Here is a 23,032-nt window from a genome sequence, read left to right on the forward strand (position 1 = left end):
TCTAAAAAGGAGCCCATCTATGCATAAAATGACAAAAGGCGAAATGACGAAGGAGCGAATCCTCGCGAGCGCCAAGGAACTGTTTTACGAACAGGGCTATGACGCAACCACCATTCAACAGATCGCTGACCGTTCGGGGACAACGCTTGGCTCTATGACCTACCATTTTGCGACCAAAGCCACCTTTGTCAGCCGTCTTTTTGACGACTACTTTACCAATCTTGACACGGCCATCCGCCAAAAGCAGTACGAGCCGTGGAATTCCTTTGAAAGCCATTTCCGGCTCACCATGATCTATTACCACAACCTGCTGTCCGACCCACACACCCGTAATTTCTATTATGAGGTCTTTAAAAACGATACGCTGTTCAGCTCTCTCCACGGGAACATCAGCCAGATTTACCATGATTTTATAAGAGACTACAGCCTGCGGATCCGGCCCATTGAGTTTGACGCCATCGTCACCGCCGACTTCGGCGCAAGGCGTGAATGTCTGCTCTCCTACTGCGAGGAACGCCTGAAGATGCCCATCGAGGATTTCGGCATTTTCCTTTTGACCAATACCGCCCGCTGCATCGGCATTCCCGAGGCCGCCATCTACAAGACCAGCTACCAGTCTCTGGTTTTTTACCGGAGCCATGATTTTTCAAACGTCCAGCTCTTAAAATGACCGCGCTGGCCTGAATAAGGGTACAAAAAATGCGAAAAAGTCCAAAACCACGGCGATTTTAGACTTTTCCGCATTTTTTGTACCCTATTTTCGTGTAATACTGCTTAAAAATTCCCTGGTCCGTTCGTTTTTCGGATGCTCGAAAATGTCCTCAGGCGTGCCCTCCTCCAGAATAATACCATCGTTCATAAAGAGGATTTTGTTGGCGACCTCACGGGCAAAGCCCATCTCATGGGTAACGACAATCATGGTCATGTGGGCCTCGGCCAGCTGCTGCATAACGCCCAGCACCTCGCCGGTGAGCTCCGGGTCCAAGGCGGAGGTGGGCTCATCAAAGAGCAGAATGTCCGGGTTCATCATGAGCGCCCTCGCGATGGCCACCCGCTGCTTCTCGCCGCCGGACAGGGTGGAGGGCATGGCGTCGATTTTGTCGAGCAGGCCGACCTGGGCCAGGTGCTTCTCGCACCGCAGGTCCATAGCTTCGCCCTTTTCCTTTTTAACCACCTTTGGGGCAAGCTCCAGATTCTGGCGGACCGTGAGGTGCGGAAAGAGATTGAAATGCTGGAACACCATGCCCATTTTCATGATAATGGCCCGGATTTCGTTCTGGGAGGCGTAGAGACCGTCCTTCATCAGGTCTCTGCCCTCCATGGTGACCGTGCCGCTGTCGGCCTTTTCAAGGTCGATCAAACAGCGCAAAAGTGTCGATTTTCCAGAGCCGGAGGAGCCGATCACGGCCACGACATCGCCCCGGTTGACCTGAAAGGAGATGCCCTTCAGCACATGATTGGTGTCGAAGCTCTTGTTCAGATTGGATACATTGATGATTTCTTCCATGACATTCTCCTAAAATTCGTATTTCTTTTCCAGTTTTTTAAAGATAAAGGTGAGCACAAAGTTGATGACCAGGTAGATGGCCGCTGCCACAACAAAGGCGAAAGGATTGGCGTCCCGGTTAACCGCGGTCTTGGCATAGTGGATAATTTCCGCCACGCCAATGGTGGTGACCAGCGCCGTGTCCTTAAGCAGGGTGATGGTCTCATTGCTGATGGAGGGCAGGCAGACTCGGATCATCTGCGGAATGACCACGCGGACCATGGTCTCAAAGCGGGTCAGGCCCAGCACCTTTGAGGCCTCGTACTGTCCCTTGTCGATGGCCAGAAGCCCGCCCCTGAAAATCTCGGCAAAATAGGCGGCGTAGTTGAGCCCAAAGGCGATGCAGGCAGCCACAAACCGGTCAAAGACCAGAAACTTGCCCACGCCCGGCAGCAGCGGCAGCCCAAAGTAGACAAACATGAGCTGGAGCAGCAGAGGTGTCCCTCTTAAAATATAAATATAAACCTCCGCAAAGCCGCGGAGCACCACAATCCTGCTCCTGGACATCAGGGTGAACAGAAAGCCCAGCGGCAGCGATGAAACAATCGTGACCGCAAAAACAGCCAATGTCACCAGGCCGCCCTGGAGCATTGGCGTAAGCACATTCATAAAATAGGTTGAATCCATAATCTCTCCCGTTTTTAGGTGGAGAATTGAGAATGCAGAATGGAGAATTAAAAGGAAAAAACATGGTGCGTTTTCAGAGTATCAAAAAACCTCAAGAGACGAAGCCTTTTACCTAAGGAAGAAAAAAGTGTCCTGCGGGTACTGCACCCACCCCGGCAGCTTCTTCACTAAAGTTAATGCTTTATCTCGCCAGTGTCCGGCTGCTCCGATAGGTCGGCTCGGTTTCCGGCCGTTATCCGCAGCGCCTGGTCCTTTTTTCTTATCTGGATAAAAGGCGCAGTCTCGGCCTATGGCACTTCTTTGATAATCTGTCAGATGTACATAGCACATCCGGTCCTTTAATTCTCCATTTTCAATTCTCAATTCTCAATTCATTTAGTTTCCTGTATAGAAAATGTCCTCGCCGAACCATTTCTTGGAAATTTCAGCGGCAGTGCCGTCAGCGACCATGTCGTCGATGGCTTTCTGAATTTTTTCCTGTAATTCGGTGTTGCCTTTCTTGACCGCAACCGCGTAGGTTTCCGGTGACAGGCTTTCGTCTAAGATCACATAATCGGCGTTTTCACTTGAGATGTAGTAGCGCGCGACCACAGAGTCCACGATGACGGCGTCGATACGGCCAATGCCCAGGTCCTGGAGGGCCGATACATTTTCAGGGTATTCGTTCATGGCCGCAACCTTGGTGTGGATGTCGTCGGCTTCAAAGGCATCGTAAGCCGAAGAACCCTTCTGGAGACCCACATTCTTGCCCTCGAGGTCGGCTTTTTTAGTGATGCCGGAATCCTTCTTGACCACGATCACCTGATCGTTTTTCAGGTAAGGCTTGGTCATGAGCATGGCTTCCTCGCGTTCCGGTGTGACGGACAGGCCGTTCCAGATGGCGTCGATATTGCCGCTGTCCAGCTCAAGCTCCTTGGTATCCCAGTTGACAACCTGCATCTTGGGTTCCATACCCATGCGTTTGGCCGCTTCGGTGGCCAGGTCGATGTCAAAGCCGACGATGTTGTTCTGGTCGTCGCGGAAGCCCATGGGCGGGAAGGAATCGTCCAGACCGACCACAAAGGTCTGGTCGTCATTGGCACTGTTTCCGGCTGACTGGTTGTCGTTTCCGTTGCTGCTGCTGCAGCCTGACAGCATCGCTACGGCCAGAAGCGCAACAAACAGCAGGGTAATCATACTTTTCTTTTTCATTTCTCTCTCCTTTAAAATGACAGTATTCATATACCTGTATTATACACTTCATTACAGTAAAATGCTACTACAAAATGTATATTTTTTTATTATTTATTTGTTGTACTTATTTATTGTCCATTAGCAGAAGCGTGCCTTTTCCTCATAATCAATCCTCGCCGTCCAGGGGCGAAAAGGCCGATGCCGCCTCGTACAGCCGCTTTTCACCACATTCCGGGCAGGCGCAGTCCGCCAGGTCCAGCGCCTCAGAATCGACGGGCTCAAGCGTTTCGCCGCATTCACAAATATATTCCGGCATGGTTTTCTGTCCATCAGTCTGTTCCACCGCGTAGGCGAAGCCCTTGTAAAAAGCGCCGCAGGCCGGGCAGCGGTACACGCCGTAGCGGTAATCGGTGATAAGGACGCTGCCCTCCTCTTCCACCATGCGCCGGATCCAGGCCAGCGCCTCCGGATCTCTTACCAGCCGCGGCAGCACCGCGTATTCGGAATCAAAATCCGGCGGCCCGGTATGCAGCAGTCCGACCCCCAGGTAAAAGTCCTTTTCATAGCCGCATTTCCGGCAGCGGATCGCAAACGTATTTTTCATGTGTTGTTCCTCCCGTGGTTTTTCTCTGCCTTTTAGGTACAAACAATGCCGAAAAGAGGCCTTCTGGCCTTTACCGGCATTGTTTATAGCTCAAAGCCTTATAAAAAAACAGGTGCGTCCTGTTTCGCGACGCACCTGTTTTCAGGATCACTTTATTTACGGCATATGGTTGTAGAATACTTCCAGAATTTCTGCGGAGGATGCAGCGCCCGGGTCCAGATGGCCGATGGCGCGTTCGCCGAGACGCATGGCTCTGCCCTTGGTCGCAACGATGTTGCGGGTAGATTCCAGGCCGTCCTTGCCGGCTTCCACAGCCTTCGCCATGGCTTCCTTCGGAGCTGCGCCGCCTTCATAGGCGGATTTTAAGGTTTCAACCGCGGGCACTAAGGTATCCAGCATGGTTTTTTCGCCAGTGGTGGATTTACCGCGTTTTTTGATGATGTTGACGCCGGTTTCCATCATTTCGATGAATTCGTCAAAGGTGACGCCGTCGTCCGGGCCCTTTGTCTTGACCGGCAGGCCAAATTTCATGAAAAAGCTGCCGTACAGCGGTCCAGAGGATCCGCCAACCTTGTCGAGCAGCGCGGTACCGACTTTTTTATAAAAGCCGTTAACGCTTTCCTGCTGCCATTCGTCCAGATTTTTGTCCACTTCTCTGAAGCCGATGGACAGGTTCATGCCGTGGTCGCCGTCGCCGATGGCAGAGTCCAGCTCGGTAAAGTAATCCTTGCGGTCTTCTGCCAGCTTGATCAGATCTTTTACGACGTCTACAAAATACTGTTTATCTAAAACATATTCGCTCATTTTTTGGTCTCCTTTTTGTTCTTATTTCACCAAATGCGCCCTGTCCTATTGATAGGGACATAGGACAGGACGTACTTTGTGAAGTAAAGAATCCCGGACCCCCAGAGGGGCCCGAGACACATTTAAAATTTATTCTCTCTTAACGGGTCTGGGCTGAAGGCTTATACCTGTGTGAAGTAAGGTGTGTCACATGGGTAGTCTAATAATTCCTTCAGTTCGTCGTCCAGCTTACATAAGGTTACGGACATACCAGCCATATCCATGGAGCAGGCGAAAGGACCAACTAAGGCTCTGTGAACCTTGATGCCTTTTTCTTCCAGGATCTGGGCAACACGTCTGTAGCAGATGTGTAAGTCAAGAACTGGTGTTGCACCCAGGCTGTTTACCAGCACGTAAACTTCATCGCCAGCTTCGTATGGCAGGTCTTTCAGGATTGGGTCCATGATTTCGTCGATTACTGCGTCAGCCGGTTCGATCTTGCCTCTTCTGACACCAGGTTCGCCGTGGATCCCCATACCGATTTCCATGTCGCCGTCTTCCATGTCGAAGATCGGGCCGCCCTTAGACGGTAAGGTAGCGGAAGACATGGCAACGCCCATGCTGCGGGTATTGTCATTACATTTTGAAGCGGCAGCGACAACAGCATCCAGGTCTGCGCCCATGGCAGCTTTCGCGCCGGCAGCCTTGAATACGAAGAAGTCACCTGCGATACCACGGCGGTCCGGGATATTTTCTGAGGAAACAACATCGTCTGTTACCAGAACGGTTTCAACACGGATATCGTCTTCTTCATCGGCTTTTTCCGCGCCCATGTCAAAGTTCATCACGTCGCCTGCGTAGTTACCATATAAGTAGATAACGCCCTTGCCGTTGTCAACTGCCTTAGCGGCTGCGTAGCATGGGTCCGGAGAAGGAGAGGTATTGATGTTACCAATTACAACGCCATCTGCAAAATTTTCACCGACATAACCGATGAACAGCGGTTCATGACCGGAGCCACCGCCGATAACAACGCCAACCTTGTCTTTTGTTCCAGCATCCTTTGTCACAACGACACGGCCCTGTGCTTCCTCAAGGTCGCACATTTTTACATAGCGGTCATGTGCTTTGACATATCCTTCCACCATTTCTTCCACTACGTCATAGGGATCGTTGATCAAACGTTTCATTGTCATGATAAATTTCCTCCTGAAATTCTTTATTTTAACGGGTGACTCCCGTTATTAACATTTACACAGCTCTTTGGCTGATTTGGACACATTCATGATTTCTTCCGGGTCGTCGGTAATGGTCGCCTGCACCACGCCGGCGAAAGCACCCTCCACAATCGGGCAGTCCACCATGTGAACTTTTTCCTGCAGATCGTCGTCGAGTAAATCGATGGCGGTTTCCGCACTGATAATTGAGCTGCCCATATCGGCATAAATTAAAATATTACTGCAGTCCTCCAGCGATTCGATGGCATCCTGAATACGGATCGCGCTGGTTCCGATTCTTCCGCCGTCTGCGCCGCCTGCCGCTTTGATTTTTACACTACCATCGTTCATTTCTTCGACAATTTCTGCCAGACCTTCTGCCAGCTTTGCACTGTGAGAAACGATTACAACACCTGTACCTGCCATAAATATCCTCCTAAAATTTGATTCACTGAACTGTGAAGCTTCTTTTGCCTCCGGCGGCTGCCAGAGGGCACGCTGGTTATATAACGCAAGATGCGTGCCAAAACCTGAGCCGTGATCTTTTTTATGTTAACCCATATTTCTTAGCTTTGGCTGAAACCGTCTTGTGGTCAAGGCCCAGGGCCTCACCGGCTTTTCTGAAGCTTTTGTATTTTGACAGGGCTGAAGCGATGAGATCCCGCTCCATTTCCGCAAAGGTGGGTATTTTTTCCCCGTTATTGTCCAGCACGCCTGAAAACCCGGGGATATTTTCCCCAATCGCTCGGACGTAGGACGGCAGGTCGTCTATACCGATCCACTCGCCAGTGCTCAGGGTGACCCCGCGCTCAATGATGTTCTCCAGCTCGCGGACATTTCCAGGAAAGACATAGTCCTCCAGACACTGAAGCGCAGGCTTTGTGATACGCTTGAGCGGTAATTGGTATCGCATACATATTTTATCAATAAATGCTTCCACAAGCAAGGGAATATCGCCTTTTCTTTGTCGTAAAGGCGGTAAAATGACCGAAATAACGTTCAAACGGTAATACAGGTCCTTGCGGAAGCTGTTATTTTCCATTAATTTCTCAAGGGGCGCGTTGGTGGCCGCGATGACCCGCACATTGATCTTGACAGGTGCGAGGCCGCCGACCCGCTCCACTTCCTGCTCCTGGAGCACCCGCAGCAGCTTGGCCTGCATGGCGCGGTCCATATCCCCGATCTCGTCCAGGAAAATGGTGCCGCCGTCGGCCAGCTCAAATTTACCCGGCTTCATGCGCACCGCCCCGGTGAAGGCGCCCTTCTCATAGCCGAAAAGCTCAGCCTCCAGAAGGTCGGCCGGAATGGCCGCACAGTTCATGCTCACAAAGGCCGCGTCCTTCCGGGTGCTGGCATTGTGAATGGCCTTGGCCACCAGCTCCTTGCCGGTACCGCTCTCACCGCGGATGAGCACCGTGGCGTCAGTTTTCGACGCCTTGGAGGCCAGAGACAGGGCTTCTAAAAGCACCCCGCTCTTGCCGATGATCTTCTCAAAGGAGGAGCCGATGTCCTCCCGTTTTTCAAGCTCCTTTTCCAGCATGTCCGTCTTTCTGGAGAGCTCCTCCACCTTGGCCGCCAGCTTGGTAATCTCCGTGAGCTCCCGGGCCACAATGGCGTTGCCGCTCACTGCGCCGTCCACCGCGATGGGCCGCACATCCAGCATAAATTCCCGGCCGTCGGCATTGGTGATGACTGTGCCGCTCTGGCCGTCAAAAAAGCCATTGGGGATTTTTTCCCCAGGAAACAAAATGCCGATGCTCTGCTCGGTGAGCTCGGACACCCGCTTTTTCAGGATACCGGTAAAGGCGTCGTTGGCGTAGGTGATCCGGTGGTCCTTGTCCACCAGGCAGATGCCGTCGTACACTGCCTCCAGGATGCTGATGAGCTTGCCCTCCAGCTCCTTCACGCTGTTCAACTCCCAGGACAACGCCTCGATCTGGGAGATATCCTGAAGCACTGCTACCGCGCCCACGGTACTGTTCTCCACCACCACCGGGCTCTTGTCGCTGATAACCCAGTTGCCGCCCACGGTCTCCTTCACGCCCAGCTTTTCCCGGCCGGTCTGGATGAGCTCCACCGCGCCGAAGCCAGGGATCAGGTCGTCCACCAGGCGGCCGATGGCGGTCTCTGCCTCGATACCGGTCATCTCCTCGGCCGCAGCGTTAAAGATGGTGATCCGGCCCGCACCGTCCATGACAATGAGGCCGTTGTGAATGCTCTCAAAAATTTTTTCGCTGGTCAGGGTATTCTTCTGGATGATGTTGTCCACCTCATCCTGATCCACGACGCCCGCGCCATCCATAAAGGCGGCCAGCGCCGAGACAGCCTGCTCGCTCCTGGTACCGTCGCCGAACAGCTCGATCTGCTCGCCCTTTTTCAGCTTCATGCCCACCAACGGCAGCACGGAATTGCAGGGCACGATCAGGGCGCGGTCAACCCGCTTGATATACAGGCGGCATCCAAAACGCTCCTCCAGCTCAGTTGTCTTCTGGACCACCATGGCGGCCACCCGGGTATGAATGCCCTTCTCGTAGCCAATGGTCACGGTTTTTTGTGTTCGCAAGCTGCACCCCTCCTCTTGTTCGATTTCATTTATTCTATCCTGTTTTACTGTTTTTTTAAAGTGTTTATTTTGTCGTGTTCCTGTAACCTTAATAAAACGTGGGCTTTTCTTTTGAAATTAATTTCTGCTATGCAAATAATTAAAAATATGGCATAATAGACATAAAGAAACAAATAAAATTCCAGGAGGATTTACAAATGAGAATTGCTATTGATTGTGATGATGCTGCTTTTGATTTCAAGGATGCGATCTACGAACATTTAAAAAGCGAAGGTTACGACATTACGGACTTAAAATATTCTGCTGACCACGACTGCGATTACCCGGACATTGCTTTTAATCTGGCTGAAAAGGTAGCAGACAAAACCTATGACAGAGGGATCATCATCTGCGGCACCGGCCTTGGCGTTGCCATGATGGCCAACAAGGTACCAGGCGCTTTCGCAGGCACCTGCCATGATACCTTTGCCGCTGAACGTCTGGCAAAATCCAACGATGCCAACATCATTACCATGGGCGCGCGCTGCATCGGTGTTGAGCTCGGCAAAATGATCGTTGACGCTTACATGAAGAGTGAATTTGCCGGCGGCGGCTCAACCAAAAAGGTTGAACGCATGCGCGAGCTTGAAAAAACCTACATGAAATAATCCAGGTTCCAGCATGAAAAAGATGTTTTTAGGAACAAACTGGAAAATGAATAAGACAACCGCTGAGGGGTTGGCTTATACGGACGCGCTGACGGACATCATCGCCAGATACCCGGAATTTGAATTTTTCATTATTCCGCCCTATGTACAGCTCTGGAAAATCCGTGAGCTCATCGACTCTAAAAAATCAACTTTAAAACTGGGCGCCCAAAACGTGCACTACGAGGACGCCGGACAGTTTACCGGAGAGATCTCTCCAACCCAGCTAAAGGAAATCGGCGTGGACATCCTGGAAATCGGCCACAGCGAACGCCGCCAGTACTTTAACGAGACCGACTATACCGTCAATCTCAAAACCCTTGCCGCCTTAAAGCACGGCTTTACCCCGCTTGTCTGCATCGGCGACAGCCTGCAGGACAAGAAATACGGTGTGTCCAAGGAGGTGCTGGCCCGCCAGCTCAAGATCGCCCTGCACGATGTACCCGCAGAGGCCATCGGCAAATTCTGGGTCGCCTACGAACCGGTCTGGGCCATTGGCGTGAACGGGATTCCCGCAGAAGCACCTTTGGTGAACGACATCCACAACCACTTGCGGGACGTCACGGTTGAGCTCTATGGCGAAGCCGGGCGTGAAATTCCGCTGCTGTTCGGCGGCAGCGTCAACATTGACAACGCAAAACAGTACGCGCCTTTTGAAAATGTCAACGGCCTGTTCATCGGCAGAAGCGCCTGGCAGCCGGACACCTTCGAGGCGATCATGAAATCTTTACATGAAACTCTGGCATAAACCAAAAGCCCTCCGGGGCTTTTTTTAGTGGTCTGGCGTCCATATTCGCTCCCCTTAAAAAAACATGTCAGCCTTGACAGCCGAAGCGCCAACTGATAAGATGCCAATAATTTACCGGGTGCCTGTGCATCTGGTATTAACCGCAAAGGAGCACAAATGAAAACACAGCACTACGACGGCAGCCGCCTCTGCCTCTACGCAGGCCAGCTTTCGGTCGATGAGACCGTAAAGCGGCTGGAGGCCATCCTCCGGGAAAAGCATATTCCAGTGTTCGCCAAATTTGACCACGCCCTCAACGCAAAAAAGGTGGGGCTTGATCTGCACCCTACCACGGTGCTGGTCTTTGGGTCGCCACAGGTGGGCACCGGGCTCATGCAGGAGAACCAGAGCATTTCCCTTGATCTGCCGCTGCGCATCGCTGTCTGGGAGGACGAGGCTGGAAGCACCTGGCTGGCTTTTCCAAAAACCGCAAAGATAGCTGAGGCCTACGGCCTGGAGGACCATCCGGCAGTGCCCAAAATGGAAGCCCTGATGGAAAACCTGGTTCAAGCGGCCGCCAGGCCCTAGACGCCCGCGTGGGTTTTGCGTCAGGCAGTAGTACAAACAATACGCATAAATCCCATTTTGACTTTTCATCATTGTTTGTACTTTTTTTATGTCACGCTTTTGTGATATAATCCCTTTAATCAGCTTTAAGGGGGCGCGGGCATGAAAAAAATCACCATGCGGCAGGTCATGATGACCTTTATCGGCATCTATCTCGGGGCAAGCTTTGTCTCGGGCCAGGAAATTTACCAGTTTTTCGGGGTGTTCGGCGGCTATGGCATTGCCGGTATAGCCGTGGCTGTATTTATTTTTTTCATTTTTGGCTGTATGATCATGCGCATCTCCCACCGCACGGGCATCCGGGATTTTGAGAAGCTGGTGGTCCAGGGCTGCCATCCGGTTCTGCGTCTGGTCTTTGGCGGCTTTACCCTGCTCTTTATGTTCACGGTGGTCATGGTAGTGGTGGCCGGCGCAGGGGCGCTGCTCCAGCAGCTCTGGGGCTTTCCGGCCTTTATCGGCAGTCTTTTCATGGGTGTTCTGCTCACTGCCGCCGGCACCACCGGCGCCCGGGGTATGGTATCGGCCTTTGGCTTTGTGGTGCCCTTTATGGTAGCGGTCGGGCTTCTGGCAGGGGTTCTGTCTTTTTTTAAACTGGACCTCTCGCCTTTGGCCGCCTCGCCCGTCTCAGGCAGCAACCCGCTGGTGGGCAACTGGCTCATCGCCGCCCTGACCTTTGTCTCCTATAATCTGCTGGTGGCCATCTCGGTGTTGACGCCCATCGCGCCCCATGTAGATTCGGACCGTTCGATTATCCGGGGAATACTCTGGGGCTCTGTTCTGCTGTTCGTCATCGCCCTGTGCGTGCTGGTGCCCATCGCCCTGCATTTACCGCTGGTCCAGACCTCCAGTCTGCCCATGCTCACCCTGGCTTCGGCTATTCATCCGGCCATTGGCATTGTCTACGCCCTGCTGCTGCTCTGCGGTATGTTCGCCTCTGGACTCTCCTGCCTCTACGCAGTATCCACCCGGGTGCGCCGGATCGGCCCTGTCCGTGGAAAGGGCCTGCTGATCACCATCATGGCAGCCGCTACCCTGGGCAGCATCGCCGGGTTCAAAAACCTCATTGCCACCCTCTTCCCCCTGTTCGGCTACTTCGGTCTGCTGGCGCTGGCGAGTGTGGCGTGGCACTACCACCAGATCACACGCAAAAAGCCGGAGTGATTTTCCGGCGGCTGAACTTTTCAAATGCGCCTGTATCCCAAAAATGCGGAAAAGTCCATTTTTGACTTTTCCGCATTCTTTGCATGGGTCTGGCATCATACCGGGATGCGCAGCACGGTTTTCAGCCGTTCGGGTTTGGTCCGGCGCGGATCGGAGAGGTAGATTTCATGATGCTTCTGCTCCCAGCCCGGACGGCGGGCCAGGCCCTCGGCTTCCATAAAGGCGGCCAGCTCGTCAAAGGAGCGTCCCTCGTCCGCGTAAGGGCCGGCGTGCATGATCTGGACGCAGTCTCCCTCGTCAAAGGTCCGAAACCGGACGCTTTCGAAATCAATCTCCGGCTTTTTCTCCCTGCTCTCTGAAAGCACGGCTTCGTACAGCTCAGGCGTCACAAATTCCGGCTGGCGGATCATGGACGTCCACTGCCAGTCGTTCCGGTCGTCCGATACGCCCCACCACAGGCCCTCCAGAGGCGGCACAACGTATTCAAAATAGCCCGCTGGCAGCTCGCCCTTCATCTTGCGCATCTTAATGCCAAAGCTGAGGGCGTACAGGGCGCTCAGCGCGTTCTGATAGCATGGGCTCTCCGGCGCGCCCATGCCGTCCACCAGGATAAAGGCAATCTCCGGCACGGCGATGTGGACAGGCTTCTTTCCAGGCATGTATAAATTCTTGTATTCTTTTTTATAATCCATCTTGTTTGCAGTCATCGGTGTATCCTCCTGTTCTTTTCTTATCCTTATGATAACACCTCCCGCGCAGGGGAAGGTCAAGCTTTTTAAAACGCCTTTTGGCTTCCGTCTGCTCTTTGTGCTATAATTTAGGAAAAGCATTGTCATAAGAAGGAGGCTTTTAAAATGATTTGTCATTCTCAGGATGCTGAGACATCCGGTATTCTTCACGTGGCCCAGGGCATGTGTGTGGCGGCCCGCACGGCGCCTAAGGCAAGGGGGATCGACCATATCGACGCCTGTTACCTGACCGGCGGCGAAAAGGAGACGCTGGCGGCTGAAATGGACCGTCTGGGCAAGGCGCAGGAGCTCGCCTTTTTTATCCGCGACGCGCAGAATGTGCGTGACAGCGCCGCCGTGGTGCTCATCGGCGCCAGCCTTGGCCAGCGCGGCCTGAACGAGGCCTGCCGGTACTGCCATTATCAGAACTGCGCCGAGTGCGCCAGCCAGAACGGCGTCTGTGCCTTTGACCCCATGGATCTGGGCATCGCCCTGGGCTCAGCCGTGAGCGTGGCTGCGGCAGCCCATGTGGACAACCGCATCATGTTCTCGGTGGGCAAGGCGGCCATCTCCTTAGGCTGTCTGGGCGAAGAAATGTCCATGGTGCTGGGGATTCCCCTTTCCGCCAAAGGCAAATCGCCCTATTTTGACCGCGGCTGAGCCTGAAGCCCAAAGTCCTTACCCGCGTCAGGCAGAAGCCCAAAGCGCGCAGGACAGCCCATCGAAGCGGTGGGCTGTTTTTTTACGGTATCTGAATATCAAAAACAGCGATCTCCGGCACAGCGCCCAGGCGGGCCGGGATCTGGGTACAGCCGATGCCCTGGCTGACGTACAGGGCCGTGCTGTTTTCGGGGTCGATGGTGTAAAAGCCGCGGATATACTTTTTTCCGAGGTCGGTGGTGACGGTCGGCAGCAGGGGCAGGCGGATCTGGCCGCCGTGGGTGTGCCCGGAGAGGATCAGGTCCACCCCGGTCCCTTTCAGGCGGTCTGCGCCGTCGGGCTCGTGCATGAGAATGATTCTGTAATCACTGCCCGCTGTGCCTCGGGCGGTTTGTTGAACATCGGGCTCGCCGTAAAGCAGATCATCGGTGCCGCCGATGGCCAGAGTCCGGCCCTGCCCGGCCGGCAGGATCACGGCCTCATTTTCCAGCAGGGTAAAGCCTGCCCGCTCCAGCACCGGCGCGTACCATCTTGCCATCTTGGTACAGTCGTGGTTGCCCCAGACCGCAAATTTGCCCAGAGGCGCCTGAAGCCCGGCCAGAGGCTCGGCTGCGTCCTCCCGCCGGTAGCGGATGAAGCGGTCATACAGGTCACCGGTAAACACCACCACGTCGGGCGAGAGCCGGTTGACACGGCGCACCAGGCGGGCCACCCTGCGCCTGGAATAAAAAGGGCCGATGTGGATATCGGTCAGCTGGACCACCCGCAGGCGTTTCTGCCCGCTGCCCACGGCATGCCTGCGGACCGCCAGGCGGTTCGGTTCCACCAGTACGCTGTAGGCCGCCAGCAGGCCAAGGCCGCCCAGCACTGTCACGATTGCTTTTTTCATTACTTATCAAATCCTTTCAGGTCATCATTTCTCACAGATAAGGTACAAAAAATGCCGAAAAGCCTTTTTTAGGACTTTTTGGCATTTTTGGTATGTCATATGAAGCTTATTGTAACGGATGATGCTTAAATTATTCAAAAGACCGGCGGACGGGGCTGCATGATTTTCAGCCCTGTTTCACGTCCTTTTCTCCGGACGCTTCCCGCACAATATAAACCGGGCGCTCCTTGACCTCCAGGTAGGTTTTGGCCAGGTACTGGCCCAGAATGCCTACGCAGAGCAGCTGGATGCCGCCGATGAAGATGACGATGCAGGCCAGGGAGGGCCAGCCAAAGGCGGAGCCGCCGTAGAGCAGCTGGCGGATAATGATGAACAGAATGGCGATAACAGCCACGCCGCACAGGGCCATTCCTCCGAAGGAGGCCAGGGCCAGAGGGGCCACGGAAAAAGCGGTGATGCCCTCCACCGAGTATTTGAACAGCTTCCAGACCGACCACTTGGTCTCTCCGGCGGCGCGCTCGATGTTTTCGTACTCCAGCCATTTGGTCTTAAAGCCCACCCAGCTGAAGATGCCCTTTGAAAACCGGTTGTACTCGGTCACGCTGAGGATGGCGTCGACGACCGGCCTTGTCATCATGCGGTAATCCCGGGCGCCGTCCACAATATCGGCGCTCCCGATTTTGTGCATGATCCCGTAGAAGCGTCTGGCCAGAAAGGAGCGGATTTTCGGCTCGCCCTTGCGGCTCACCCGCCTGGCCGCCGCACAGTCATAGCCCTCTGCTGCAATGGCGCGGTACATCCTGAGCAGATAATCCGGCGGGTCCTGCAGATCGGCGTCCATCAGGGCCACCAGGCTTCCACGGGCGTGTTGAAGCCCCGCGTAGATGGCGGCCTCCTTGCCAAAATTGCGGGAGAAGGACAGGTAGCGCACCCGGCTGTCCTGCTCTGCGAAGCCGCGGATCAGGGACAGGGTGCGGTCGGCGGAGCCGTCGTCCACAAACAGAAGCTCAAAGGTCTCGGACGCCGGAAAGGACGCAAGGGCCTGACAGACGGCTGAATAAAAGGCCGGAAGTACTGCTTCCTCATTATAACAGGGGACCACGATGGTGATTAAACCCATGACATTCTTCCTTTCCAAGTTACTTTTTATTCATTATAACATGAACATCCCCTCAAATGGCTTTAATTTTTGACCAAAAAAAATGCGGAAAAGGCGCATTTCCTGACTTTTCCGCATTTTCTGTATCTTATTATTTTAAAAGAACACTGCCGCAGTAAGGGCAGATGCTCCGCTGACAGCTGATCAGCTCACCGCACACGATACAGACCACCTCCGACTCCTCGGACTTGTCGTACTTTTCGGGAATCTCATGGCCGTAATGGTGCCGGACCCGCTCGCCCTCCTGATAATAGCCGGTCAGGTCGATCTCCTTCACGCCTTTAAAGACATAGGTCCGGGTTTTCGCGCCTTTTTGGATCACAAAGGTATGAAAGCTGTAGAGCCGCTTGGAGTCCGGCACGCCGGGGTCACGGGCCACGCGGCGCTCAACGCGCACCAGGCGGCCATCAAAGGTTTTATCTTCGTCAAAAAAACTTCCCCTGGCATAATATTTTTCTCCCTTGCGGGAAAAACCCGGGGATCGGTCTTTTTTCATTTACTGGCACCTCCCATCCTTATCATCCAGCAATGATAAATAAGCAGACAGCGGAAAAGGCCTGCTTTCCCGCTGTTCTCAGAAAGTCCAAATAAAAAAGCTGTGCAGGGCAGACGTCCCCCATACACAGCTAAAAAGATTCTTCTTCTTAAAAATGCTAACACAAACAAAAGCCTACTTAAATAGTTGGTCGAATCCCTTGTTTTTGGAACTCAGATCATCTATAATAAGTAATGCGGTACGTGCCTCCTTGGGCCGTTGTGTACGGTGGGTCTTCACCTTGCGCAAGCCGGATTAGTGGTGCGAACACTTTTCCGGATGCCGCATTTTCTATTCAGTTTTCTACCCTTTATTATAAACTGCTTTCGCCTTTTGCGCAATCTCTTTATTTAAAATACTAAATTTTATACTGCCGGTAAAGCTGACTCCTGTGTTCTCCGGACTTTTCTGCATTCTTTGTACCGCTGCTCACGCTATTCCCTGCGCCGGCTCTGGAATTTCCCCGAGAGGGTGGCCTTTTGCAGAATGTGCCCCTCCATGACAGCCAGCAGCTCTGCCCGGTGGCTTTCCGGCGGCAGGCTGACCTCACAATCCAGCACATAGGCGGTAAAGGTATAGGTGTGGATGGCTTTAAACGGAGGCTTCGGCCCCTTGTAGGCATGCCTTCCGTAGGCCATGCCCTGCACCGCGCCGCCCAGGCTGTCCACGATGCTGCCCGCTGGTATGCCGCCCGGAATCTCGGCCTGCACGGGCAGGTTCCAGATGACCCAGTGGTTGTAGTTCTTAAACAGCGGATGGGATGCGTCGTCCAGGGTGATGGCCAGCGACCTGGCCCCGGGCGCGATCCCCTCCAGGGTCAGGGAGGGGGAGCGGTCCTCGCCTCTGGCCGAATTTTTTTGGGGAATCCAGCCTCCGGCCTCGAAATCTCTGCTGCTCAGCTTTAGTGCTTCCATTTTTCTGTCCTCCAATCCTTTGATGCCCCTATTATACGCCGCATTGCTTTTTATTTTCTTTTATAAACCTGAATTTACTTTTCTTTGCCCCGGTTCTGGGGTACACTAATACTAATCCCAAAGGAGGCCATCATGAAAAAGAAAGCACCCATTCCCGATAATTTCACAGAAGAATACATTGCGGTCGGCGGTATTGAGGAGTACACCCTCCACTACACCGCCCCGCCCGAGCTGCCAGTTCTGCTCTTTGTCCACGGCGGACCCGGCTCCTCCGAGGCCTATTTTGCCTACGTGATGGAGGCCATCTTCTCCGATCTCTGCACCGTGGTCCACTACGACCAGCGCGGAACCGGCAAGACCTTTATGCGCAATCCCGGCGCTGCGCCCGACCTCGAAAACCTCAAGGCCGACCTGCACGAAACAGTCGAAGCCCTGAAGCGGCAGTACCACAAGGAAAAGCTCTTTATCCTCGGACATTCCTGGGGTACGGTGCTCGGCGCCCTGTACGCCCTGGAGCATCCCGAAAACGTCGCCGCCTATATCGGCGTGGGCCAGCTGGTGGACGTGGTCGAAAACGAACAGGCTGGCTATGACGCGCTCAAGCGCGTCGTGATCCGCTCCGGCAACAGCCGGGACATCCAGAAACTGCGCCGCATCGGCCCTTACCCCGAACGCCCCTTTGACGAGGCCATGCTCCGCAAAATGACCAAAATCAGCGCCTTAAAGCAGAAATACTTCCCGGACACCAAGGGCGCTACCGTAGTGGGCACGGTGCTCAAAAGCCCGGTTTTCAAGCCCTCCGACGTGCTCGGTATGCTCCAGAGCAATAAAATCAACACCGCGCTGCTGATCTCTGTGGCCAATTTTTCCCTGTACGATTACAGCCTCCATTACAACGTGCCTGTCTATCTGATCACCGGTGACCGGGACCTGACCACCCCGGCGGACGCGTCCCGCAAATACCTGGACGCCCTCACGGCCCCGGCCAAAAAGGAATTTCTCATCAAGGACGCCGGCCACAGCCCCATGCTCGACGATCCCCAGGCTTTCAAAGCCGCCATGACCGCCATCCTTAAAAATTAAGCGGCCCCCGGCTCCAGATACAAAAAATACCGAAAAGTCACAGCTCAAGACTTTTCGGTATTTTTTGTATCCTCCGTCATGTTCGTTTTACACGGCGGCGATGACCTTATTCTTAATGGTGAGCTCCCGGCCCAGCACACGCTTAAATTTCTTGCCGCACTCGGAGATGATCATATCCGCAAAGACGGAATGGGTGGTGGTCAAAACCATCATTTCCACCACGTCCTCCTTGATGTTGCAGTCAAGGTCCTTCACAATGCCGTCCATGCTGCGGTCCAGATACTCGGCGATCTGGAGAAAGAGGCTGAGCTTGTCGATGAGACGTTTGTCCGCCTCGCACAGCAGGGTCGTGTACTCCGCCTCGACCTTGACCTTCTTGTTGGTCCGGTGGTTCAGGGCGATAAAGGCGCTCATGAGCAGCTCCTTCTGCAGAAGCCCCTCGAGGCCGGAGTTCAGAATCAGGTAAAAGCTGTGCTCGTGGTGGTTGCTGTACTGAATCTTGATGCCCACGTCATGGAGCATGGCGCTGGTCTTCATCATCCGGGACACATCCTCCTCAATGCCGTGCAGAGGCGCGAGCTGCTCAAACAGCTTGACGGACAGGCCGTACACGTGGTAGGCGTGGGGAATGTTGACGTCGTAGTTGAGCATGGTGTTGACCAGGGAATTGTCAAAAATATTGTGAACCAGGTCCTCCGGGCCATTGCCAAAATGCTGGAAGATCAGGCCGTCCCGCAGGCCGGCGTCAGAGATGATCAGCTCGGGTGAGAAAATGGTCTGCATAACTTTGTAAACCGCCTGGCTGGCGCCCACAAAAATGTCGGTGCGGCCCTTGGACAGGCCCTTGAGGTTTTTGCGTTCCTCCAGGTTCATCTTAGCGGTCATGTGGCAGATCTTCGCGACCTCGTCCTCGCACATGCGGTAATTGTGAGCGATCTCCAGCGGATAATCGACTACCCGCCGGTGGATACGGCCAATGTTTCTTATGGTGCCGCCCACGCCCAGCACAGGCAGCCCCCGGGCCTTTTCAAACAGCGCGACCTTTGAGAAGGCGTCCTCTAAAAAGGCGTGCAACCGCTCCAGCTTGCCCGGGGTGGCCACATCCTCCAGCCCGAATTTTTCCGTCAGGTCGATGGAGCCAAAGGGCAGGCTCACCGCGTCCGCCATCTTCCGGTCACGGATCAGCACAAACTCTACGCTGCCCCCGCCGATATCCATGAGCAGGGCGTCGCGGATGTCAATGGTGTTGATGGCGCCCAGATAGTCCATGGCCGCCTCGGTCTCGCCGGGGATAATCTCAATGGCGATGCCCGTGGTTTTTTTGATGAGGTCGACGAACACCTGCCCGTTTTTGGCCTTGCGCACCGCTGCGGTGGCCACGGCGATCACCTTGTCCAGCTTGTAGGTATCGCACATATTTTTAAACATCATGAGGGTCTGTTCCCCCAGCGCCATGCGGTCCTCCCGCAGGCAGCCGGTTTCCGACAGGCCCTCGCACAGACGCACGTTCACCTTGACATCGTCAATAATGTGAAAATACTCGTTGTTATGGTATTCCCCCACCACCAGATGCACACTGTTTGAGCCAATATCAATGACTCCGATACTTTTATCCATCGCTCTCCCTCTTCTCTTTTTATCTTTTGTCTCAGCTTTAAAATGGCCGCTACTCGGCCTTCAGCCGCAGCGCGAGCCTGGCCTTCTCAAACTGCTGCTCGGCCTCCTCGCAGAAGTACTGCTGACAGCTTAACAGTTCCTTGCCCCGTTTGTCAACCCGGATATATTCGCCGGTCTCGGTCATCACACGGGTTTTGATGGTATCGCGCAGGGTGATGTCCAGAATATGCTTCAGCTCAGCCTTCAAATCCGGATCCTCCACCGGGAACAGGGTCTCGATGCGGCGGTTCAGGTTCCGCTGCATCCAGTCCGCGCTGGAGAGGTAGATATCCTCCTTGCCCTGATTATAGAAATAGTAGATACGGCTGTGCTCCAGGAAGGTGCCCACAATGCTGTGGACGGTGATGTTCTCGCTCACGCCCCGTATCCCCGGAATCAGAGAGCACATGCCCCGGACGACCAGTTTGATCTCCACACCAGCCTGGGAGGCCTCATACAGCTTTTCCACGATCTGGTCGTCGATGAGGGAGTTCATCTTGGCGATGATCAGCCCTCTTACCCCCAGCTTCACGTTCTCGATTTCCCGGTCAATGTAACGGTTAAAGGCGTCCCGCATGGTGGTGGGCGCTACCTCCAGCTTTTTCCACAGGGTATAATGGCTGTAGCCGGACAGCACGTTAAACAGGGTGGACACGTCCGAGCCGTAGCTCTCCTTGGCGGTGAGCATACCAATGTCGGTGTAGAGCCGGGCGGTCACGTCGTTGTAGTTGCCGGTGCCCAGGTGCACGTAGCGGCGGATGCCGTCCTCCTCCTTGCGCACCACCAGAATCATCTTGCAGTGGATCTTGAGGCCCACCAGACCGTAGATGACATGGCAGCCTGCGCGCTCCAGCTTCTTGGCCCAGACGATGTTGTTGGCCTCGTCGAACCGGGCCTTCAGCTCAACCAGCACCGTGACCTGCTTGCCGTTCTGGGCCGCCTCGATAAGGGCCGCGATAATGGGCGAGTCCCCGCTCACGCGGTAAAGGGTCTGCTTGATGGCCAGCACGTCCGGGTCGGCCGCCGCCCTTCTTACAAAATCGACCACGGTGTCAAAGGACTGGTAGGGATGGTGCAGCAGACGGTCCTTTGCCCGGATCACCTCAAAAATATCCTCCTGGCCGTAAAAATCTCTGGACGGCAGAGGCTTATAGACCGGCTCGCGCAGCTCGTCAAATTCCGGACGTCCCTGGAATTTCATAAAGCAGGTGAGGTCCAGCTGGCCCTTGAGCTCATAGACGTCCGTATCTGAGACTTCCAGCTCCTCGATGAGCTTTTTCCGGGCCTTTTTGCTCATGGCCTTTGTGATCTCCAGCTTGATACAGGCGCCCCATTTGCGCTGTTGAATGGATTTTTCGATCTCGATGAGCAAATCCTCGGCCTCGTCCTCGTCGATGGCGAGGTCGCCGTTCCGGGTGATGCGGAACTCGGACACATGCTTGACGTCATAGCCGGTAAAAAGCTGTCCGGCGTTGTGGATGATGATGTTCTCGATAAAGATATAGCGGTAGGGCGCCTCCCGGTCGGTCCGGGGCAGGGCGATGATGCGGTCCAGCACCTTGGGGATCTCCAGAATCGCCATGTATTCCTCGTCCTCCCTGCTGTCCTTCTTCTTTTTCTTTTTGTCCTCCAGGGTGTCTGAAAGCTGAACACAGAGGTAGACCTGGTTGTTCTTGACCAAAGGGAAGGGCCGGCTGTTGTCAATGGCCTGGGGGGTGAGCACTGGGTAACAGGTTTCCCTGAAATAGTCGTCGGCGTATTCCCGCTCCTCGTTCGTCAGGTTCTCATATTCTACAAAAAAGATGCGGTTCTGGTTTAACTCCGGCACCAGGGATTTCAGCAGGCAGTTGTACTGGCGCTTCATCATCTCCTGGGTGATGGTGTTGATCTCTGCCAACTGCTCGGTGGGGGTTTTGCCGTCCAGGCCTTTTTTGTTGTAGCCAACGTTGACCTGGTCCATGAGGCCCGCGATCCGCACCATGAAAAACTCGTCCAGGTTGGAGGCGGTAATGGCCAGAAATTTCAACCGGTCCATGATCATGTTGGTCTTGTCATAGGCCTCCTCCAAAACCCGGTAATTGAAATCCAGCCAGCTCCGCTCTCGGTTGATGTATAAATTTTCTTTCATATTTTTTCCCTCTTGATTTTTAACACCGGCTTCAGGCCAAAAACCTTGCGCATGGCCAGCTTGCTGCTGTTAAAGAAATAGCTCTCCAGCTGTACGTTCTTGCTGGTAACCGCAGTGATAATAAACTCCCGCTCCTCGATCCGGCACTGTATTTTGCTGATCTTCTGCTTGTGGCTCTTGTCTAAGGCCGTGGCCAGCTTGAGAATGGCCGTGAGGCAGGAGACTGTCAGCTGCTCCGCGGCCGACATGGTGCTGTCCAGCAGGGACTCGTCAAAGGGGATGGTCCGGACACAGTCCGCCACAGCGCCGATGAGCCGCCGTTCAGCGGCGCTCACCCCGATGATGTCAGCCTTCTCGATGATCACGCGGTTCATGGGCACGCTGTTCTGCCCGCCCACGTAACGGCCCACATCCAGAAGCTCAGCCGTCAGGCGTAGCAGCCGGCGCGCGTTTTTATCCAGCTGGTAACGCTTTTTCAGAAAGTCAAAGAGCTTAAGCGCCAGCTTCTCAACCGTCTCGGCGTGCCGGCTGTCCACATGGTACTTTTTCCCCAGCATCCGGGCCGAGCTGTAGCTGCTCTCCTCGATCCACTCCCGAAGGCGCTGGTCCTTGGTCAGGTTGAATTTAAAATCGACCATGGCGTCGCAGAGACTCAGCTGCACCAGGACGATCTCGTCCATTTTGGTATCGTCCAGCAGCTTCAGATAAAACATCAGGGTATGCCGCATGGTCTCGGCCTCAAACAGGTTCAGTTCAGGATATTTCCGCTGCAGCTGTCCGGAGGTCAGGCCCTTAAGGCTGCTGTGCAGCTCCACAAAACGCTCCCGGCTGATCCGGTAATAGTCGCTCCCAGCCTCCATGCCGCAGAAGCGGGCGATGATCTCGGCGTCATGGGAGGTGACCACCAGGTTTTTGATCTTCCGCTTGTGGATGTTATCGGTCACGGTGTGCAGGTTGATGGCGAAAAAATCCGAGAGCAGGTTTTCAAAATTCCCGGTTTCCTCCTCAATGGCCCGCAGCACCTCGCGGATCTTCAGATACCCCATTTCCAGGGTCTGGTAATAGTCGATAAGGCCGCCATTCATCAGGGCCAGGGCAATGTTGCCGCTGGAGATGGAGCAGAGCATGGTCTCCTCCTGCACCCGCTCCTCGGTCAGAAAATCCTCGCATTTGAGCAGCATGTAGCGGTAGATCAGCTCAATCTCGTCTTCCTTTTCCAGCAGATGCACCCGGTAGCCGCCGGTGTAGGTTCTTATCTGCTCCAGCAGGTAGATGCGGTTCTCCGCCTCCCGCAGCGCAGCGGTGGCTACGATTTCAATCTCCTCGGCGGCAGAAGCCTTCGCAATCTCTATGTATTCGCCGATGATCCGGCACAGGGCGTAGACCGAGCTGAAGGATATTTTACCGCTGGCAAAGCTCTGCTCGCCAAAGTCAATGGGGTAGACCGCGCGGTCCAGAATATTGATGGTTCCCTTGCCGCGCTGGCCGACCACCAGCTCACATTTGCTGGAACCGATATAAATCGCTGCAAATCGTTTAATCAAGGAGGTTTCACCTCTTTCGTTT

23 protein-coding genes are annotated in these 23,032 nt (G+C 54.3%); 7 read left to right on the top strand and 16 right to left on the bottom strand.

All coding sequences use genetic code 11. From position 1 onward, the window contains the following. Window positions 1-19: 19 nt before the first annotated feature. Window positions 20-670 carry a TetR/AcrR family transcriptional regulator gene (locus I2B62_RS17220; protein ID WP_195270276.1) on the top strand — a complete coding sequence of 217 codons (651 nt, stop codon included), beginning with the start codon at window positions 20-22 and terminating at the stop codon, window positions 668-670. Window positions 671-754: 84 nt separating this feature from the next. Here I2B62_RS17220 and I2B62_RS17225 read toward each other — a convergent pair whose 3' ends face one another. The 8 genes from I2B62_RS17225 to I2B62_RS17260 all read right to left on the bottom strand — a co-directional run bounded on the left by I2B62_RS17225 (window position 755) and on the right by I2B62_RS17260 (window position 8,513). Then, window positions 755-1,507, bottom strand: coding sequence for an amino acid ABC transporter ATP-binding protein (locus I2B62_RS17225; RefSeq protein ID WP_207736061.1), 753 nt, complete (start codon window positions 1,505-1,507; stop codon window positions 755-757). A 9-nt stretch (window positions 1,508-1,516) separates the two neighbouring features. Further along, entirely contained in the window at window positions 1,517-2,173 is a 657-nt protein-coding gene (locus I2B62_RS17230) for an amino acid ABC transporter permease (protein ID WP_195270277.1), read from the bottom strand. A gap of 375 nt (window positions 2,174-2,548) precedes the next feature. Continuing rightward, entirely contained in the window at window positions 2,549-3,364 is an 816-nt protein-coding gene (locus I2B62_RS17235) for an amino acid ABC transporter substrate-binding protein (protein WP_195270278.1), read from the bottom strand. A gap of 148 nt (window positions 3,365-3,512) precedes the next feature. Further along, entirely contained in the window at window positions 3,513-3,950 is a 438-nt protein-coding gene (locus I2B62_RS17240; RefSeq protein WP_195270279.1) for a hypothetical protein, read from the bottom strand. A gap of 156 nt (window positions 3,951-4,106) precedes the next feature. After that, the gene (dhaL, locus tag I2B62_RS17245; protein ID WP_195270280.1) at window positions 4,107-4,754 is read right to left on the bottom strand and encodes a dihydroxyacetone kinase subunit DhaL; all 648 of its coding nucleotides are present in this window, start codon (window positions 4,752-4,754) and stop codon (window positions 4,107-4,109) included. Between the two features lie 161 nt (window positions 4,755-4,915). Next, window positions 4,916-5,929, bottom strand: coding sequence for a dihydroxyacetone kinase subunit DhaK (locus I2B62_RS17250; RefSeq protein WP_347403165.1), 1,014 nt, complete (start codon window positions 5,927-5,929; stop codon window positions 4,916-4,918). 48 nt (window positions 5,930-5,977) lie between these two features. Beyond that, on the bottom strand, window positions 5,978-6,376 hold the full coding sequence (dhaM, locus tag I2B62_RS17255) for a dihydroxyacetone kinase phosphoryl donor subunit DhaM (RefSeq protein ID WP_195270281.1): 399 nt from the start codon (window positions 6,374-6,376) through the stop codon (window positions 5,978-5,980). A gap of 121 nt (window positions 6,377-6,497) precedes the next feature. Then, a complete protein-coding gene (locus tag I2B62_RS17260) occupies window positions 6,498-8,513 on the bottom strand; it encodes a sigma 54-interacting transcriptional regulator (RefSeq protein WP_195270282.1) in 2,016 nt (671 codons plus the stop codon). 197 nt (window positions 8,514-8,710) lie between these two features. Between I2B62_RS17260 and I2B62_RS17265 the strand changes: the two genes are divergently transcribed. From I2B62_RS17265 to I2B62_RS17280, 4 genes are all read left to right on the top strand, one after another. Continuing rightward, a complete protein-coding gene (locus I2B62_RS17265) occupies window positions 8,711-9,160 on the top strand; it encodes an RpiB/LacA/LacB family sugar-phosphate isomerase (RefSeq protein ID WP_013382542.1) in 450 nt (149 codons plus the stop codon). A gap of 22 nt (window positions 9,161-9,182) precedes the next feature. Continuing rightward, window positions 9,183-9,947 carry a triose-phosphate isomerase gene (locus I2B62_RS17270; protein WP_279354807.1) on the top strand — a complete coding sequence of 255 codons (765 nt, stop codon included), beginning with the start codon at window positions 9,183-9,185 and terminating at the stop codon, window positions 9,945-9,947. A 156-nt stretch (window positions 9,948-10,103) separates the two neighbouring features. After that, window positions 10,104-10,514 (top strand): DUF302 domain-containing protein, encoded by a 411-nt coding sequence (locus I2B62_RS17275; protein WP_195270284.1) that lies wholly within the window; start codon window positions 10,104-10,106, stop codon window positions 10,512-10,514. A 141-nt stretch (window positions 10,515-10,655) separates the two neighbouring features. Further along, a complete protein-coding gene (locus I2B62_RS17280; protein WP_195270285.1) occupies window positions 10,656-11,714 on the top strand; it encodes a hypothetical protein in 1,059 nt (352 codons plus the stop codon). 95 nt (window positions 11,715-11,809) lie between these two features. On the opposite strand, the gene I2B62_RS17285 is transcribed toward I2B62_RS17280, so the two are convergent. Beyond that, window positions 11,810-12,421: a GyrI-like domain-containing protein gene (locus I2B62_RS17285; RefSeq protein WP_195270286.1), complete on the bottom strand. Its 612-nt coding sequence runs from the start codon at window positions 12,419-12,421 to the stop codon at window positions 11,810-11,812. 147 nt (window positions 12,422-12,568) lie between these two features. Between I2B62_RS17285 and I2B62_RS17290 the strand changes: the two genes are divergently transcribed. Next, window positions 12,569-13,102, top strand: coding sequence for a DUF2148 domain-containing protein (locus I2B62_RS17290; RefSeq protein WP_195270287.1), 534 nt, complete (start codon window positions 12,569-12,571; stop codon window positions 13,100-13,102). A gap of 82 nt (window positions 13,103-13,184) precedes the next feature. Here I2B62_RS17290 and I2B62_RS17295 read toward each other — a convergent pair whose 3' ends face one another. The 4 genes from I2B62_RS17295 to I2B62_RS17310 form a co-directional block, all read right to left on the bottom strand. Continuing rightward, window positions 13,185-13,991 (bottom strand): metallophosphoesterase, encoded by an 807-nt coding sequence (locus I2B62_RS17295; protein WP_195270288.1) that lies wholly within the window; start codon window positions 13,989-13,991, stop codon window positions 13,185-13,187. A gap of 166 nt (window positions 13,992-14,157) precedes the next feature. After that, window positions 14,158-15,111 (bottom strand): glycosyltransferase family 2 protein, encoded by a 954-nt coding sequence (locus I2B62_RS17300; protein ID WP_195270289.1) that lies wholly within the window; start codon window positions 15,109-15,111, stop codon window positions 14,158-14,160. Window positions 15,112-15,241: 130 nt separating this feature from the next. Further along, window positions 15,242-15,646, bottom strand: a complete 405-nt coding sequence (locus tag I2B62_RS17305; protein WP_195270290.1) for a hypothetical protein — start codon at window positions 15,644-15,646, stop codon at window positions 15,242-15,244. Between the two features lie 473 nt (window positions 15,647-16,119). Further along, entirely contained in the window at window positions 16,120-16,599 is a 480-nt protein-coding gene (locus tag I2B62_RS17310; RefSeq protein ID WP_195270291.1) for a YbhB/YbcL family Raf kinase inhibitor-like protein, read from the bottom strand. A 132-nt stretch (window positions 16,600-16,731) separates the two neighbouring features. Here I2B62_RS17310 and I2B62_RS17315 point away from each other — a divergent pair, with 132 nt between their 5' ends. Beyond that, window positions 16,732-17,682 (top strand): alpha/beta hydrolase, encoded by a 951-nt coding sequence (locus I2B62_RS17315; protein ID WP_195270292.1) that lies wholly within the window; start codon window positions 16,732-16,734, stop codon window positions 17,680-17,682. 87 nt (window positions 17,683-17,769) lie between these two features. Here the strand turns inward: I2B62_RS17315 and I2B62_RS17320 are convergent, their stop codons facing one another. From I2B62_RS17320 to I2B62_RS17330, 3 genes are read right to left on the bottom strand one after another with little or no spacing between them, the layout of a single operon-like run. Continuing rightward, on the bottom strand, window positions 17,770-19,299 hold the full coding sequence (locus I2B62_RS17320; RefSeq protein WP_195270293.1) for a Ppx/GppA phosphatase family protein: 1,530 nt from the start codon (window positions 19,297-19,299) through the stop codon (window positions 17,770-17,772). Window positions 19,300-19,348: 49 nt separating this feature from the next. Continuing rightward, the gene (locus I2B62_RS17325) at window positions 19,349-21,466 is read right to left on the bottom strand and encodes an RNA degradosome polyphosphate kinase (protein WP_195270294.1); all 2,118 of its coding nucleotides are present in this window, start codon (window positions 21,464-21,466) and stop codon (window positions 19,349-19,351) included. Continuing rightward, window positions 21,463-23,010 (bottom strand): exopolyphosphatase, encoded by a 1,548-nt coding sequence (locus I2B62_RS17330; RefSeq protein ID WP_243259591.1) that lies wholly within the window; start codon window positions 23,008-23,010, stop codon window positions 21,463-21,465. Before I2B62_RS17330 ends, I2B62_RS17325 begins: the two co-directional genes overlap by 4 nt. Window positions 23,011-23,032: the final 22 nt, after the last annotated feature.

This window comes from Eubacterium sp. 1001713B170207_170306_E7 (assembly GCF_015547515.1).
Lineage (GTDB): Bacteria > Bacillota > Clostridia > Eubacteriales > Eubacteriaceae > Eubacterium.